This is a genomic window from Solibacillus sp. FSL W7-1464 (assembly GCF_038004425.1).
GTDB lineage: Bacteria > Bacillota > Bacilli > Bacillales_A > Planococcaceae > Solibacillus.
The window spans coordinates 2,075,330-2,090,883 of the sequence record NZ_JBBORC010000001.1 but is presented as its reverse complement, the minus strand read 5'-3'; the positions used below and the strand labels follow the sequence as shown (position 1 = coordinate 2,090,883).

The window sequence follows — 15,554 nt, the reverse complement described above, 5'->3', positions numbered from 1 at the left end:
TAGTAAACTGATATTGTACGGAGAGATTTGTATTAAAAACAAGTCTCTCTTTTTTTGAACGAAAAACGGTAGTAAGGATGAAAGCATGAGAAAAAAAACAGAACTACAAGTAGATAGTAAAGCGATTAAGGATTTAACGAATGGCAATCCACTTATTTTACAAGATTCGGTTGTAATGCCGGAAGCATCGATTGAAGAAGGCAGTTTGCTTCATTTAGTCGATAAAAGCGGTGGCTATATTGCGACAGGCTATTATGGTATTCAAAATAAAGGAATTGGCTGGGTGCTGACTCGTAAAGAAAAAGAACTGATCGATGTGAAGTTCTTTACGAAAAAAATCCGTGAAGCTGCTGAAAAACGCGCAGATTTTTTTGCATCGGATGATACAAGTGCTTTCCGTGTATTTAACGGTGAAGGTGACGGTATAGGCGGTTTGACAATTGACTTCTTTAACGGTTTTTATATGGTGAGCTGGTACAGTGAAGGGATTTATTCATTCCGTAATGACATATATGAAGCATTGCATGCGGCAGTGAATACGCGCGGGATCTATGAAAAACTGCGCTTTAATACAAATGGTCAGTATATTGACCAGGACGATTATGTATCTGGTGAAAAGGGTGAATTCCCGCTGATTGTACAGGAAAACGGCATGAATTTTGCGGTTGATCTGAATGATGGGGCGATGACAGGAATTTTCCTTGATCAGCGTAATGTACGTAAAGCACTGCGTGACCGCTATTCGACAGATAAGACGGTACTGAATACATTCTCATACACAGGGGCATTTTCGGTTGCGGCAGCATTAGGCGGAGCATCGGGTACGACTAGTGTCGATCTGGCAAAGCGCAGCCTGCCGAAAACAATTGAGCAATTCAGTGTGAATGGAATAGACTTTGAATCACAAGATATTAAAGTGATGAACGTATTTGATTACTTCAGCTATGCAGCACGCAAAGGCCTGAAATTCGATGTCGTTGTACTGGATCCGCCAAGCTTTGCCCGTACGAAAAAAATGACGTTCAGTACATCAAAAGATTATCCGAAACTGCTGAAGGATGCGTTAACGATTACGAATGACGGTGGCGTTATTATCGCATCGACAAATAATGCGAGCTTTAATATGAAAAAGTTCAAAACTTTCATCGACAAAGCATTTAAAGATTTTGGAGCACGCTATAAAATCTTAGAAGAGCACCAGTTGCCGGAAGATTTCACGGTGCCGCATAACTTCCCGGAATTCAATTATTTAAAAGTAGTCATCATCCAAGTGATGAACTAATCGGAGTGATATTATATGAAATACAATAAAACAACGATGCTGAAACTTATCAATGAGCATCGCGAATTGCATGACGAACTGAAAAAACTGAAATCGGAAATGGGACTTGAAAAAAACTTTGCCGTTAAAGCGCTGTACCATTCAGCAGTGGCAGAAGATGGTCCCTATATGAAAGATTATCAGGATTTGGAACGTTTACGCTAATACAGACACACCGCAACGATTGTAACAATTGTTGCGGTGTATTTTTTTGAGGATGACCATTAAATTACTGGTACATAATCATGATACAATACAGCTATAATATGTAAAATCGAGGGGAAAACCATTGAGTATTAGAGAACAAAGAAAACAACAGCGCAGGGAACAGATCGTTCAGTCAGCTAAATCTTTAATGTTGGCAAACGGCATTCAGCAAGTTCAGTTACAGGACGTTGCCAATGAAGTAGGGATTGGTATTGCCACATTTTATCGCTATTTTGCCAATAAAGAATTGCTCGTTTTAGCAATCAACAATGAAATAACGAGAGAAATGACAAATACAATCAAGCACATTGCAAATGAACCAATGACCGCATACGAACAAATTGAACGGATATTAACTTATTATATTGAGTTAATCGATGATCCGGAGCACCAATTCGTAAAGTTTTTTAAAGCGTTCGAAGCTTATAAACCGATATCTGAAGAGACCTACGAGTACAAGGAATTTCTAGATATTAGAAGAGAAATGGCCAATGTCTTGTATTCTATTGCAGAAAAAGGAAAGGAAGACCAATCAATCCGAGCTGGTATTGATATTCCGGAGTATGTGTTTACAGTTGTACAAAATATAAGTTACTTTACTGTAGAATCCTATTTGACCGAGCATGATCCTAATTTACCTGTGAAATTAGATCCTAAAAAGCAGTTAAAGCTGATTAGAGAGATGTTTTTACAATTCATAGCTACTAAAAATTGACGCACCGGTGAAACATTGCTATTGTTAAATTAAGATAGTGATAGTTAACTATCATATTTTTAGGAGGATGATTTGATGTCTCGATTAACAGGTAAAGTTGCAATTATTACTGGTGCCGCTCAAGGTATGGGTGCTGCCCATGCAAAAGCTTTTGTAGAACAAGGAGCAAAAGTAGTTTTAACAGATCTAAATGAAGAAAAAGGGAAAGCATTTGCTGCACAATTAGGAGAGAACGCAATCTTCATAAAACAAAATGTTGCTTCTGAGGAAGATTGGACAGCTGTTATCACAAAAGCAGAAGAAGCATTTGGCCCTGTTAACGTTTTAGTAAACAATGCAGGAATTTCAATGGCTAAAAATATGCTGGAAATGACTTTAGATGAATACATGAAAATCGTCAATATTAACCAAGTTTCTGTTTTCTTAGGTATGAAAGCAGTAGCGGCTTCAATGATGAAAGCTGGTGGCGGTTCAATCGTCAACATTTCGTCAATCAATGGCTTAGTTGGGGGTGCTGTAGGTTATACAGATACTAAATTTGCTGTTCGTGGCATGACAAAAGCAGCGGCATTAAACTTGGCGCCGATGGGCATTCGTGTAAACTCAGTACACCCGGGTGTTATTGCAACACCAATGATTATGCAGGAAGATGCAAAAGCTGCGATCGAAGAATTTGCAAAGCATATCCCGCTCAAACGCGTATCACAACCGGAAGAAGTATCTCAATTAGTGGTCTTCCTAGCATCGGACGAGTCAAGCTATTCAACAGGTGCAGAGTTTGTAGTGGATGGCGGAATTACAGCACAGTAAATTTAAAATAACTGCACTCTGACCGTAATTTTATACAGTGAGAGTGCAGTTTTCATTAGTTTTTATTTTTTTGTTTTCTTAACTAACCATCTCTTGTAGCTGTACATCGTTATAACCGCCAGTACAAGAACAATCAGCGTGATGACAACAACAAGCGTCCAAAATGAGCCTTCATCATCCTCATCGGAATTCGTTTCATCTTTTAATGTATCGACAAGTGAATTCACATCATCTGTAATTTTTTCCGTTGTATCAGCTGCGGTATCCTCTTCCTTCTTTGTCTCCCGTGGGGCGTTTACTGCAAATGAAAATGTCCCTGATAACGGATGCCCATCCTCGCTAATACTATCCCACTCAACTGTATAAGTGTCATTTGGAAGAGGATCAAGCATAATCCCGGATAGGACTCCATTATTTATAGAAATCGAATGAATGTCCATTTCCTTTCCATCGCTTGCTATCACTTTAAATATACTGCCTTCTTCAACCTTTCCTTCAAACGTTAAATCAATCGTTTTAATATTTTCGCTAACAGTCTCACCTTCTGCAGGATTTGTTGATACTAAGTGTGTATGTGCGATTGCTCCCGGTACAAATAATAAAAATGCAGCAACAAACGATAACAATAATTGTTTCCTCAATGAAAAAACTTCCTTTCGATAGTCATTTAGCAGTTCCCATGGCTGCAAAAAATAAAAAAATCTGCAGTAAATGGAATAGTAAATTTAGTATGGACAAAAAGAGACAGAAATATTGAAAGCGAAAATAGAAATGCAAAACCGTTCTACAATTAACAAAAAATTTTAATCAAAAAATAATTCGGAACCCGAAAAAAATAGTTGTAAAATATATCGGAAAATTAAAATATTTGGTAAAATGGTGGAACTTGAGTAAAAAAAGAGGTTCTTTATAAATAGTGAGATGGCATACTGATGACAGTAAAGTTGATTGGAATGGAGGGGAGGCGACTCCTGCGGGAATAGCACGAGGGAGAGACTACAGGCTCGAGCCGTGCCCGCGGAAAGCGTCCGACCCGGAATGGAAATCAACCCCACCATTTGTAAAGGAATCAAAAGAGGGTGAGAGAATGAAGGTATTTCTTAAATTAGGCTGGTTTTTCAAAGAGCGAAAATACCAGTACACAGTCGGGCTTCTAATGCTTGTTTTAGTAGCCATCCTGCAGCTCGTGCCGCCGAAAATCATCGGCTTCACGATCGATGAAATCGGTACGCGGACATTGACGAAAGCAGGCCTGTTTAAATGGCTAGCCGTCATCATCGGTGTAGCCATTGCCATGTACATACTGCGTTACTACTGGCGTCAAATGATTTTCGGATCGTCCAATCTGCTGGCGCGCACATTACGCGAAAAGCTCCATCGCCATTTTACACAGATGTCTCCGTCGTTTTATCAAAAAAATCGTGTCGGTGATCTGATGGCACATGCAACAAATGATATAAGTGCAGTGCAGCAAACAGCTGGCGGCGGAGTTTTAACATTATTTGACTCGCTTACAACTGGGGGCTTTGTCATTTTGGCAATGGCGATCACAATTGACTGGCGTCTAACACTGATTGCACTCATTCCGATGCCGCTAGTCGCCCTATCGACGAGCTATTACGGCAAGTTACTGCATGAGCGTTTCCGCCATGCCCAAGCGGCGTTTTCCGATTTGAACGATAAAACTCAGGAAAGTATCAGCGGGATGAAAGTATTGAAAACGTTTGGTCAGCAGCAGCAGGACGTTGCGGATTTTACGAAGCTTTCCGATGAAGTTGTGGAAAAAAATATGCGCGTAGCAAAAGTCGATTCACTTTTTGACCCGACGATCAGCTTTGTTGTCGGGTTGAGTTTTATGCTGAGTCTTGGATTCGGCACGAAATTTATTTTGGAAGAAGCGATGACTGTCGGTGATCTGGTCACTTTCACGACGTATTTAAGTATTCTGATCTGGCCGATGCTGGCAATTGGGATGCTGTTCAATATTGTCGAACGTGGAAGTGTTTCGTATGACCGGATTGAACGCATTTTAAATACCCCGATTGAAATTGATGACAAGGTTGGCGCAATTGAAGAAAATCCTTCGGGTGATCTTTTGTTCAACGTCACTTCATTTACATTCCCAGGGGATGCGGCACCGACTTTAAACGATGTGCATTTTGAGCTGAAACGCGGCGAAACATTGGGAATCGTCGGGAAAACAGGTGCGGGGAAGACATCGATTTTAAAGCTGCTCCTTCGTGAGTTTGAAGGATATGAAGGAACAATTCAATTTGGTGAACACAATATTAATGATTATAAGAAAGGATCGCTGCGTCAGGCAATTGGTTATGTACCTCAAGATCATTTTTTATTCTCGGCAACACTTTATTCCAATATTGCCTTTGCCAATCCACGTGCAAGCATGGAGGAAGTTCGTGCAGCTGCAGCCCTTGCGAATATTGATGAAGACATTTTGAGCTTTACAGAAGGCTATGACACGATTGTCGGGGAACGGGGAGTATCCCTTTCAGGCGGACAGAAACAGCGGATTTCCATCGCCAGGGCATTACTGATGAAACCTGAACTGCTCATTTTGGATGATTCTTTATCCGCGGTTGATGCGCGTACCGAAGAAGCCATTTTACACGCATTGAAAGAAGAGCGGAAAAATGCGACAACGATTATTACATCACATCGTCTGAGCGCAATTCAGCAGGCACATGTCATTATCGTTGTTGATGAAGGAACGATTATTGAAAAAGGTACACATGAACAGTTGATGGCACTGGAAGGCAGCTATTATGAAATGTACCAGTTACAGCAGCTTGAGCAGTTAGTGGAACAAGGGGGTGACCACGATGGCGAATGAGACGATTTCCAGTAAAGAACAGCGCCTCGTATTAATGCGTCTTTTTACGTATTTAAAGCCGCATAAAAAAATATTGGCCATTGCACTGTTACTTCTTGTTTTAACCGTTCTCGGCGATATTATCGGTCCGTATTTGATCAAAGTCTATATCGACGACCATTTAATGATCGGCAATTTTGATATGACCCCAATCGTGACGCTGGGTGTCGGGTACTTTATTATTCAGTTGCTGAATGTTGTTATCACATATTATCAAAATTTAAAATTCCAGGAGCTTGCCCTGAAAGTCATTCAGCAGCTGCGGATTGATGTGTTTTCAAAAATCCACCGGTTGGGCATGCGTTATTTTGACCAGGTTCCGGCAGGTTCAATCGTCTCCAGAGCTACGAATGATACGGAAGCGATTAAAGATATGTTCGTGTCGGTGCTCATCAGCTTTGTACAGGCGGCGTTTTTAATTGTCGGTGTGTATTTTGCGATGTTTTTCCTGAATGCAAAGCTGGCCTTTTACATGCTGCTATTGCTGCCGGTCATTCTGTATATCATTTGGCTATACCGCAAAATGAGTTCGGTCGTATATATGCGCATGCGGGAAAAATTGAGTGAGCTGAATGCAAAACTTTCCGAAACATTATCAGGAATGAGCATCGTGCAGGCATTCCGTCAAGAACCGCGTTTTAATGATGAGTTTGACCGTGTCAATGAAGAGCATTTCCAGTCAATGATGGCCAATACGAAAATGAACAGTCTTCTGCTTCGTCCGATTATTGATCTGGTGTACTTTACAGCGATCGTTATTTTACTGTTCTACTTCGGATGGACATCATTTGAAACAGCCGTGGAAGTCGGGGTTGTCTATGCGTTCATTACATATATGAACCGTTTCTTTGACCCGATCAATCAAGTAATGGAACGTCTGGCACTGTTCCAGCAGGCGATTGTAGCGGCTTCCCGTGTATTTGAGCTGCTCGATAATGAGGAGCTCGAGCCGGCACAGCAAAATAAGCCGGTGCAAGTTTCAAAAGGTCATATCGAATTTAAAATTGTGTCGTTCAGCTATGACGGCAAGCAGGATGTACTGAAAAATATTTCGTTCACGGTCAACCCTGGGGAAACGGTCGCGTTAGTCGGGCATACCGGCAGCGGAAAGAGTTCCATTATCAATCTTCTAATGCGCTTCTATGAGTTTAAGCGCGGTGAAATTTTAATTGACGGCCAGTCGATCAAAGATTACGGACAGCAGGAGCTACGTGAAAAAATGGGGCTCGTGCTGCAAGACCCGTTCCTGTTTTACGGAACGATTGATTCCAATATCCGACTGTATAATGAAAAACTTACATTACAGAAGGTAAAGGAAGCGGCCGAGTTTGTGCAGGCAAATGATTTCATTGAATCGCTTCCGGATGGTTACGAGAGCCGTGTGACAGAGCGTGGTTCGACGTTTTCAAGCGGGCAGCGTCAACTGGTGGCTTTTGCGCGGACAATTGCGACAAACCCGAAAATTCTTGTGCTCGATGAAGCAACAGCATCGATTGATACTGAAACAGAAGTGGGCATCCAACAGTCATTGGAAAAAATGCGTAAAGGCCGCACGACAATTGCGATCGCCCACAGACTATCAACAATCCAGGATGCCGAGCAAATACTCGTGCTGCATAAAGGGGAAATGGTCGAACGCGGTACACACCAGCAGCTTATCGCACAAAAAGGGCTGTATCATAAAATGTACTTACTGCAAAATGGTATAGTGGAATAATTTAAAAGTTGCTATGAAGCTACAATTATTTACTTCTCAAATATGGACATCTATAATGAGAGTATCAAAAATTAGAAGGTGCACCAATGTCAGAACTAAAGAAGGGCGTCTTTTTAGCAATCGGCGCCTATTTAATGTGGGGGGTTATACCCCTCTACTGGAAACAAATGCAGCACGTCGGCAGTGTGGAAATATTAGTGGGGCGTGTCATTTGGTCCTTTGTATTCACCGTCGTGTTTGTGTTGCTGATCCGTCAGTACAAACAGATGATAGCAGATACAAAAATGCTATGGAAAAATAAGAAACAGTTTTTTTTACTGTTCATTGCCTCGGTAATTATTTCGCTTAACTGGGGAATTTTTATTTGGGCAGTTAACAATGGCCATATACTTCAGACAAGTTTAGGTTACTATATTAATCCGCTTATATCCGTATTGTTCGGGATGATCTTTTTCAAAGAGAAAATTTCCCGTGCTACTGCAATAGCAGTCATCATTGCGGCCATCGGGGTAGGGTATCAGGCAGTATTAGGCGGAACGATTCCTTGGGTATCACTTGCGCTGGCGCTGACTTTTGCTTTTTACGGGGTCATTAAAAAGCAGATTCCGCTCGATGCGACACGCGGACTCGCGATCGAAACATTGTTCGTTTTACCGATTGCCGTAGGGGTTTACATTTATTTAATGAACACATCGGAAATTGCTTTTATGCAGGTGGACTGGAAAACGAATCTACTATTGATGGGCGGTGGGATCGTGACGGCCTTGCCACTTGTCCTATTTGCGAAAAGTGCGCAAAAAATACCGTTCTATTTAATGGGTTTCATTCAATTTTTGTCACCGACGATCACCTTAATGCTCGGCATCTTTTTATACAATGAGCCGTTTACACTGACAGAGTTCATCACTTTCATATGTATTTGGCTGGCAGTATTCATCTTTTCGGCATCCAAAGTGCTCGAAGCGAGAAAACAGCATGCTACTTATAATAAAGAAAATGAAGTTAAAGTTTAATAAAAGTTCAAAAAAAACGACCTTTTTGCATATGCAAATGGTCGTTTTAATTATCATTATCAAAAACCTATCAAATTTCCTCCAATATGGAAGTAATTATATACCCGCCTACATTGTCACCCGATACCATAATATTCTTTGATTCAAGCGTATTAACAGATCTTTTGTTGCCGGTATAATGCACGAAATAAGTTGTATCATTTAATTTCATTTTGTAAAATTGCTTCTCTTTAAGATAGGCAATATATTCCTCGAACACAAAGTCATGCTGTTTCATCAAAACGCTATGGGGCAAGCCTATGTAACGGAAATGCCAAGGTTCATACTCGATCCCGGTAATGTCGACTTTGTCTTTTGGATAGCGTAGGATGTAGCCAAACTCCGCTGCATGTTCTTCCATCCATTTTCCTTCCTCAACATTTTCCATTTTGCCGACAGTCGAACCGATATCAATCGATAAGCCAGTCTGATGTTCACTATAGCCTGGGGGCAGCGAATAATCAGCACCATATTGTTCGTAAAGCTGTTCCTGAAGTTTACCGCTGCGATAGGCACTATTGATGATGAAATGTTCGATTCCATCATCCGCTGCAGCATCGAATAATTGCTTGAGCGGTGAAATAGCCTGTTCTTCAAGAAAATACTCTGAATTGACGACTACGTTTTTAGCAATGTCATAGGGAATAGTGGCTAAATGGTCAGGTTCACCCTGTAATGCGATATCCCGGTTAACAAGGACAAGATCCCCGTTTGAAACAGAATACGATGCCAGTGAAATCTGTTGGGGCAAGTCGGGAGCACCAACCTGCTCGGTCGTAAAAAATTGAAAGCCACTAACGGCAAAAATAAGTATAAAAATAATCTTTTTCATTAAATAACGCTCCTTCAATTTAAGCATAGCAAATAAAACGAAGTATTGAAGGTTAAATTGTGGAGATATTCCGAAGAACTATGAATCATAATGGGGGGAATCACTTTTTACTAGTAACGAATTTTAATTCCCTGATTTAAATACTTAATGAACCTTTAATAATGAAAAGAAACAACTGTTTCAATACTTTAAATATTAAAAATAATGAAGGGGAATTTTTATTATAAAATACACAATAATACGCTAAATACATAAAAATAAAATTATTTTAAATAATAAAATTACAGAATATTCTTGAATTAAGTTTTTCGGTCGTTTATTTCCGTTTTCTAATTGTAACAAACGAATCTTTGTGCTATCGTTGCTTATTGAATGGTATGTGAAAATTTTTACAATCGGTATGAAATTTTCGAAAAAAATAATATTAAGTGATGGCAAAGGAGAGTTATTATGTCAGAAATGAATAATCAGCAGGTAGAAAAAATGGCTGTTACACAAGAGCAATTAGATGTATTAGACCAGTTACTTAAGCCAGAGGTACAAGCTTCATTAACTACTTTAGTAGATAACTTACCGAAATTGGCTGAGATGACTACATTATTAACAAAAGCTTATGATTTCGCGACGAGTGTTGCAACAGACGAAACATTGAAAAATGATACAGTTGCTGCTGTAACAGAAATGGCCAGCCCAGTCGTTGGTACTGCAAAATCATTGGCACAAACAGCGATCGAAGCAAAAGACCGTGCTGAAGTTAACAATGAAACAGTAGGCGTATTCGGCTTATTAAAAATGTTAAAAGACCCGCAAGTTCAAGGGGCATTACGTTTTGCTAATGCATTTTTACAAGTAGCATCTGAACGCAAACAAATGAAATAGTTTGTACAATCTAATTTTATTGGAGGATTTTTAATATGGTAACTAAAGAAATCGTTATTTTAGGTGCTGGATTTGCTGGTGTTTTAGCAGCACAAACAGCTCGTAAATATTTAAATAAAGATGAAGCGCGTATTACAGTTGTAAACCAATTCCCGACACATCAAATCATTACTGAATTACACCGTTTAGCTGGTGGTACAATTGCTGAAGGTGCTGTCTCATTGCCACTTGAAAAGATTTTCAAAGGTTTGGACATCAACTTGGAAATCGCAAAAGTAAACAGATTTGACGTAGAAAGCAAAAATGTAGCACTTTCAAACGGCAAAACATTACAATACGATACATTAGTTGTTGCTTTAGGCAGTCAAACAGGTTTCTTCGGAATCCCAGGCTTAGAGGAGAACTCTTTCGTATTAAAATCGGTTGATGAAGCAAATGCAATCCGCGAGCATATCGAAGCACGCATTAAAGCATATGCAACAACTAAAGACGAAGCAGATGCGACAATCGTTATCGGCGGTGGCGGTTTAACAGGCGTTGAGCTTGTTGGTGAAATCGTAGACCATTTCCCTAAAGTTGCGGCGAAGTACGGTGTAAAATTTGAAGACCTTAAAATCAAACTAGTTGAAGCAGGTCCAAAAATCTTGCCGGTATTCCCGGAAAACTTAATCGAGCGTGCAACAGAGTCTTTATCGAAGCGTGGTGTTGAATTCATCACATCAACACCTGTAACTGGCGTTGAAGGCAATGTGATTCAATTAAAAGACCGTGAGCCAATCGTTGCAAATACCTTAGTATGGACAGGTGGAGTTGCTCCGCTTCCATTAGTAGGTGAATCAGGTTTAGCTGCAGATCGCGGTAAAGCAACAATCAATGACTTCCTGCAATCGACTTCACATCCTGAAGTATTTGTAATTGGTGATGCATCTGCACATATTCCAAACCCGGGTGACCGTCCAACTTACGCGCCAACTGCTCAAGTAGCATGGCAGCAAGGTGAAATTGCAGGATACAATATTTTTGCACAAATTAAAGGTGCTGACTTAAAAGAATTCAAATTTACTAACTCAGGTACATTAGGTTCTTTAGGTCGCAAAGACGGTATTGCTACAGTTGGAGCTAACAATACTCAATTAGTAGGTTTACCTGCTTCATTAATGAAAGAAGCTTCAAATATCCGCTATATGACTCATATTAAAGCGTTATTTGGACTAGCATATTAATTAGTTAAGGCATACCCGAAAGTCACTTTCTTTCGGGTATGTCTTTTTATTTTTGCAAAAAACAACAAAATTTAACAAAAAACTATTATAATGGTAGTAAAGGTCGTGGAAGAGGTGTGAGAATGAAAGATTTTGATACATCAAATTCATTATTTATACTAAAAGAACAGCAGATGGAACAATTTAAACAACTCGAACATTTTGATTATTTTTTCCATTTAATCCGCCATGATTTCGCCCATTTATCTTTCGCAAGATACAGTGTGAAAGATGTTTGGATGTACTTTTATTTTGAGGAAGAACCGGTCATCAATTCCGAACATGCGCTCATCTTTCTGCTTCGAAATTTCATTTTGAATGAAGTATTAATCAGTCCGAAATTGAAACGACTGAAAAAAGTAACGGTTGGGTCGTTTACAAATGCTCTCATGGCTTCAGTCATGACCATCAACCTGTATTTAGATTATTTGCGTGAAGTGCTTGGCATGTTACCTGAAGATCAATATGATTTATATATGAAGTTTGAAAACAGCTCGAAGCAATTATTTAATGACCGTTTCTATGAATACGAACATTATCCTAGGAAACTCGTCCAGATCGAGACCATAATTATTAAAAGGCTGCGGCAACATCTTGAAGATAACCCAGTAAAATATAATGATTGCCAACAAAAAGTCATCCGATTTATGGACCAGTATTCAATTATTAAACGAGAACTGTACGAACCGTTATCGTTGAAAAAGTAGGAGGTGCATATAATGATGGGGAAGCAACTAAAGGCATTGCAGCTTAACCATTTCCGTTCACAAACATTTTCATCGATCGATGCACACTATAAGGCATATATAGCAATGTTAGAAACATTAGTAGCAGAGGGAAATATTGAAAAGGTGAATGCTTTTCTTCGATTTGATAGTGAACCTTTTATTTTAGCCAATAGCAATATAAAGATTTTGCGATTATTATTGGACAAAGAACAGCATTTCAAAGAAAATCTTAGAGAATGTCTATCTACTCTTTATTTGGTAATTGGGCATTGCTATTATTTCAGTATTGATTTTGAACAAGCGAAGAAATATTACCGTCTTGCGAGCAGTTTAGCATTGGAAGATGAAAATTACTCATTGCTGTCAATTGCGATGAATAACTATTATGCAACACAAATGGATGAATTACCGAAAGATATTTTTTGGGAAATCAGTAAATTACCAGCAGTCTTTTTGAAGATGGGGAATCATGAAGATCATCGGTTCATGCTCGTCCGTTTTATAACCCATATTGAATTGTCCCTGCAACTCGGGAAAGTACAGTATGCGGAAAAGTTATTTAATGAGTATTTTAAGGAATATCCGTTCGAAAAGTTTTCACGTATCGATTTGCATGTCCGTGTACTAAGGGGGAAAATACTTTTCAAAAATGAACAGTATGAATGTGCAATAGAAGTATTGCATGAAGTGTTATTGCTTTGCATGAAAGCGAATAGCCATAAAGATCTGGTGCAAGAATGCTATAAGTATATTACCCGGTCCTATATGCTGATAAACGAAGAAACCCTCTTAAAAAAGATGGAGCAGTACCAGTCCCGTTTTTACCGCAAAATTGAAACAGATAAACGCTATATGGAAAAATATATTAAAACCTCTGTGACCAACGAATATGAATTGGATAAAAGTTTTATATCACCATTACAGCAGTTTCAGCTCGCGGGTACATATTTATTAAATTCCGTAAAAGATTCAGGATATACCCTCGTGCTAGTTGATTGTAAAGTGGTGGCGACTGAAAAAGGGAAATTAAATGAGATTATCCATTTAATCAATGAAGAAATGATGAAAGAGATGAAAGAGTTCATCATCACGAGTACGCGCCTTGATGAGTCGACGATCGGTTATATAATTCAGCTGTCGGAAACGTGTACCGATACACTGTGCGCAAATGTTTTCTATAAAGTCCGCGAGCATTACCCGAAAAACAACAGCGTACTGGAGGCCATCTATTTTGCATCGGTAAATAATAAAGAGAATAATTTACCAAGCTACCAAAAGTGCCTCGATTTAGCGTACGCATATATTTATTATGAAATCTACAAATAGAAATAACTGTAAAATACGAAATATTCTAAAAATTACTTTCGTATTTGAATGACTAGCTTTAAAATAAGAGTAGTACATCAAGGAGGTAATGCCATGTTAGTGAAACAAAGATATGTAAAGAAAAAAGATGTAAGTTATGTAAAAGAGACGGACCCTATCAAAGACGTGCTCGGCCAGTTAAATGACAACGGCTACAGATGTATCCCGGTATTGGATGCAGCTGGTGAAAAGTTCGTCGGAAATATTTATAAAGTGGAACTACTCGAATATAAATTAAAAGAAGGCGATACGAAAGCACCGGTTAAAGCACTGGCTGAAGAAGCGGATGCATTCGTCCACGAAAACAGTTCATTTTTTGAAGTTTTCCATTCAATTAAACAATTGCCTTATTTGGCGGTTGTTGACACAAAAGGGAACTTTGCAGGCATTTTACCTCATTCTAAAGTATTTGAGCTATTGGAAGAAGCGTGGGGCTACCGTACAGGAAGCTGTGCCATTACCATTGCATTACCGGACACGGACGGGATTTTAATCAGAGTTCTGACGGCAGTGAAAAAGGTTTGGCCACTGCACTGTGTGTTCTCGCTTGATGATGACACAACCTATTTGCGCCGAGTAATTATTACACTGGCACAAGGTGCGAAACAATCGACAGTGGATGAGCTGGAAGCCGCTATTTTAAAACAAGGTGCCCGCATTATTGATTTAGAAGTATTTGATAAAGAAAATTTTTAATTATAAAGCGTTTCGTTCAGTAGAGCGAATCGCTTTTTTAATGCGAAACAATAAATTTCATACTATGTTTTGGCTCATCACTAAAACTTGGGCCTTCGATTTCGAATCAAGTTTGTCTTGTTTGATTGGCGCGCCAATCGTAAAGTATTGATTTCGTAATAGGGTAAAGTGCATAAAAGACAGCCGCTTGCGCTAACGCGAGGCGGTGGTGTGCGGAAATGCTCGGGTGTGTTTGTGGGTAGCGTTCCGTTCCGTTAAAAAGAAATGCTATTTTTATAGAAGTTACTTTATACCAAAGTAGCGAAGGGTGAGTCACGGACACACTTGCTTCAGCGAGTTGTACGGAGCGCAGGGGCGGACTCCTTGGCGATTAAGCGTGCGCGGAAAATCCACTTTTGATGCCCTCATCAGAGGCATCGAAAGTTAGTTGGAGCCACGCCGCTCGGAAAGCCTGCCCCGGAGCGCAGTACAACGGACCTATCCTTCAAACCACCTCTCTTCAAAGCATATAAACCCGTAGCAGAGCAGGACGGACTTCATTAGAAAAGCGTGTTGATCTTGTCATCCCCGACTTATGGTGATGAGCCAATTTTTCATAACTTTAGATCGATCGTTAATGCATGTTTATATTGTCCGATTTCAGCGAAAGGGTTTGAAGCTATGATCAATTTTCCATTGTCCAAATCAAAGTGTTGTTCCTTCATTGCGACTACCTCGAAGAAATCTACCAAATAGTATTTAAAACCGTCTTCCTCTTTATAGCACCAAACTTCGTCGGCTTTTAATGGATGAAGTCCTCTCTCGTTTAGAAAATTTACTACAAACTCATTTAGCATAATTTTTTCCGCATAAAACAAGCATTCCTTGCAATCGCAATGGCTGGCTGATCCGACTTGTGGTCTGTTTTTATAAAGTTGTTCGTTAAGTTGTTTGATGTCCAAAGAGCACTCACTTCTTTCTCCAAGCTTGATTGATTTTACTAATTTAAATGATAGTTTAGAGATAAAGAAATCTCAATGATTCAATTGCCTTAGTTGTGTACTAATACAGAATTCTCGTAGATTAAGAGGGATTTTGCCG

General features: G+C 39.5%; 15 protein-coding genes. 12 read left to right on the top strand and 3 right to left on the bottom strand.

The window, feature by feature from the left end; genetic code table 11:
- The first annotated feature begins 85 nt into the window (after positions 1 to 85).
- From MKZ25_RS10210 to MKZ25_RS10195, 4 genes are all read left to right on the top strand, one after another.
- Positions 86 to 1,282: a class I SAM-dependent rRNA methyltransferase gene (locus MKZ25_RS10210; RefSeq protein ID WP_340801381.1), complete on the top strand. Its 1,197-nt coding sequence runs from the start codon at positions 86 to 88 to the stop codon at positions 1,280 to 1,282.
- 15 nt (positions 1,283 to 1,297) lie between these two features.
- A complete protein-coding gene (locus MKZ25_RS10205; RefSeq protein WP_008403793.1) occupies positions 1,298 to 1,486 on the top strand; it encodes a hypothetical protein in 189 nt (62 codons plus the stop codon).
- A 124-nt stretch (positions 1,487 to 1,610) separates the two neighbouring features.
- A complete protein-coding gene (locus MKZ25_RS10200) occupies positions 1,611 to 2,243 on the top strand; it encodes a TetR/AcrR family transcriptional regulator (protein ID WP_340801380.1) in 633 nt (210 codons plus the stop codon).
- Positions 2,244 to 2,318: 75 nt separating this feature from the next.
- Complete coding sequence (locus tag MKZ25_RS10195; RefSeq protein WP_340801378.1) at positions 2,319 to 3,053, top strand: glucose 1-dehydrogenase; 735 nt, start codon at positions 2,319 to 2,321, stop codon at positions 3,051 to 3,053.
- 62 nt (positions 3,054 to 3,115) lie between these two features.
- On the opposite strand, the gene MKZ25_RS10190 is transcribed toward MKZ25_RS10195, so the two are convergent.
- Positions 3,116 to 3,694, bottom strand: coding sequence for a copper resistance CopC family protein (locus MKZ25_RS10190; RefSeq protein WP_340801377.1), 579 nt, complete (start codon positions 3,692 to 3,694; stop codon positions 3,116 to 3,118).
- 446 nt (positions 3,695 to 4,140) lie between these two features.
- Between MKZ25_RS10190 and MKZ25_RS10185 the strand changes: the two genes are divergently transcribed.
- The 3 genes from MKZ25_RS10185 (at position 4,141) to rarD (ending at position 8,673) form a co-directional block, all read left to right on the top strand.
- Positions 4,141 to 5,904, top strand: a complete 1,764-nt coding sequence (locus MKZ25_RS10185; RefSeq protein ID WP_340801376.1) for an ABC transporter ATP-binding protein — start codon at positions 4,141 to 4,143, stop codon at positions 5,902 to 5,904.
- Positions 5,894 to 7,660: an ABC transporter ATP-binding protein gene (locus MKZ25_RS10180; protein ID WP_340801375.1), complete on the top strand. Its 1,767-nt coding sequence runs from the start codon at positions 5,894 to 5,896 to the stop codon at positions 7,658 to 7,660. Before MKZ25_RS10185 ends, MKZ25_RS10180 begins: the two co-directional genes overlap by 11 nt.
- Positions 7,661 to 7,746: 86 nt before the next feature.
- Complete coding sequence (gene rarD, locus MKZ25_RS10175; RefSeq protein ID WP_340801374.1) at positions 7,747 to 8,673, top strand: EamA family transporter RarD; 927 nt, start codon at positions 7,747 to 7,749, stop codon at positions 8,671 to 8,673.
- A gap of 70 nt (positions 8,674 to 8,743) precedes the next feature.
- Here rarD and MKZ25_RS10170 read toward each other — a convergent pair whose 3' ends face one another.
- Positions 8,744 to 9,544 (bottom strand): M15 family metallopeptidase, encoded by an 801-nt coding sequence (locus MKZ25_RS10170; RefSeq protein ID WP_340801373.1) that lies wholly within the window; start codon positions 9,542 to 9,544, stop codon positions 8,744 to 8,746.
- Positions 9,545 to 9,994: 450 nt separating this feature from the next.
- Here MKZ25_RS10170 and MKZ25_RS10165 point away from each other — a divergent pair, with 450 nt between their 5' ends.
- The 5 genes from MKZ25_RS10165 (at position 9,995) to cbpA (ending at position 14,474) form a co-directional block, all read left to right on the top strand.
- A complete protein-coding gene (locus tag MKZ25_RS10165; protein WP_251687634.1) occupies positions 9,995 to 10,423 on the top strand; it encodes a DUF1641 domain-containing protein in 429 nt (142 codons plus the stop codon).
- Positions 10,424 to 10,458: 35 nt separating this feature from the next.
- On the top strand, positions 10,459 to 11,646 hold the full coding sequence (locus MKZ25_RS10160; RefSeq protein WP_340801372.1) for an NAD(P)/FAD-dependent oxidoreductase: 1,188 nt from the start codon (positions 10,459 to 10,461) through the stop codon (positions 11,644 to 11,646).
- 122 nt (positions 11,647 to 11,768) lie between these two features.
- Positions 11,769 to 12,392 (top strand): serine protease, encoded by a 624-nt coding sequence (locus tag MKZ25_RS10155; RefSeq protein ID WP_340801371.1) that lies wholly within the window; start codon positions 11,769 to 11,771, stop codon positions 12,390 to 12,392.
- A 12-nt stretch (positions 12,393 to 12,404) separates the two neighbouring features.
- Complete coding sequence (locus MKZ25_RS10150; protein ID WP_340801370.1) at positions 12,405 to 13,739, top strand: dehydrogenase; 1,335 nt, start codon at positions 12,405 to 12,407, stop codon at positions 13,737 to 13,739.
- Positions 13,740 to 13,832: 93 nt separating this feature from the next.
- Positions 13,833 to 14,474, top strand: a complete 642-nt coding sequence (gene cbpA, locus MKZ25_RS10145) for a cyclic di-AMP binding protein CbpA (RefSeq protein WP_340801369.1) — start codon at positions 13,833 to 13,835, stop codon at positions 14,472 to 14,474.
- A gap of 593 nt (positions 14,475 to 15,067) precedes the next feature.
- Here cbpA and MKZ25_RS10140 read toward each other — a convergent pair.
- Entirely contained in the window at positions 15,068 to 15,415 is a 348-nt protein-coding gene (locus tag MKZ25_RS10140; RefSeq protein ID WP_340801368.1) for a hypothetical protein, read from the bottom strand.
- Positions 15,416 to 15,554: the final 139 nt, after the last annotated feature.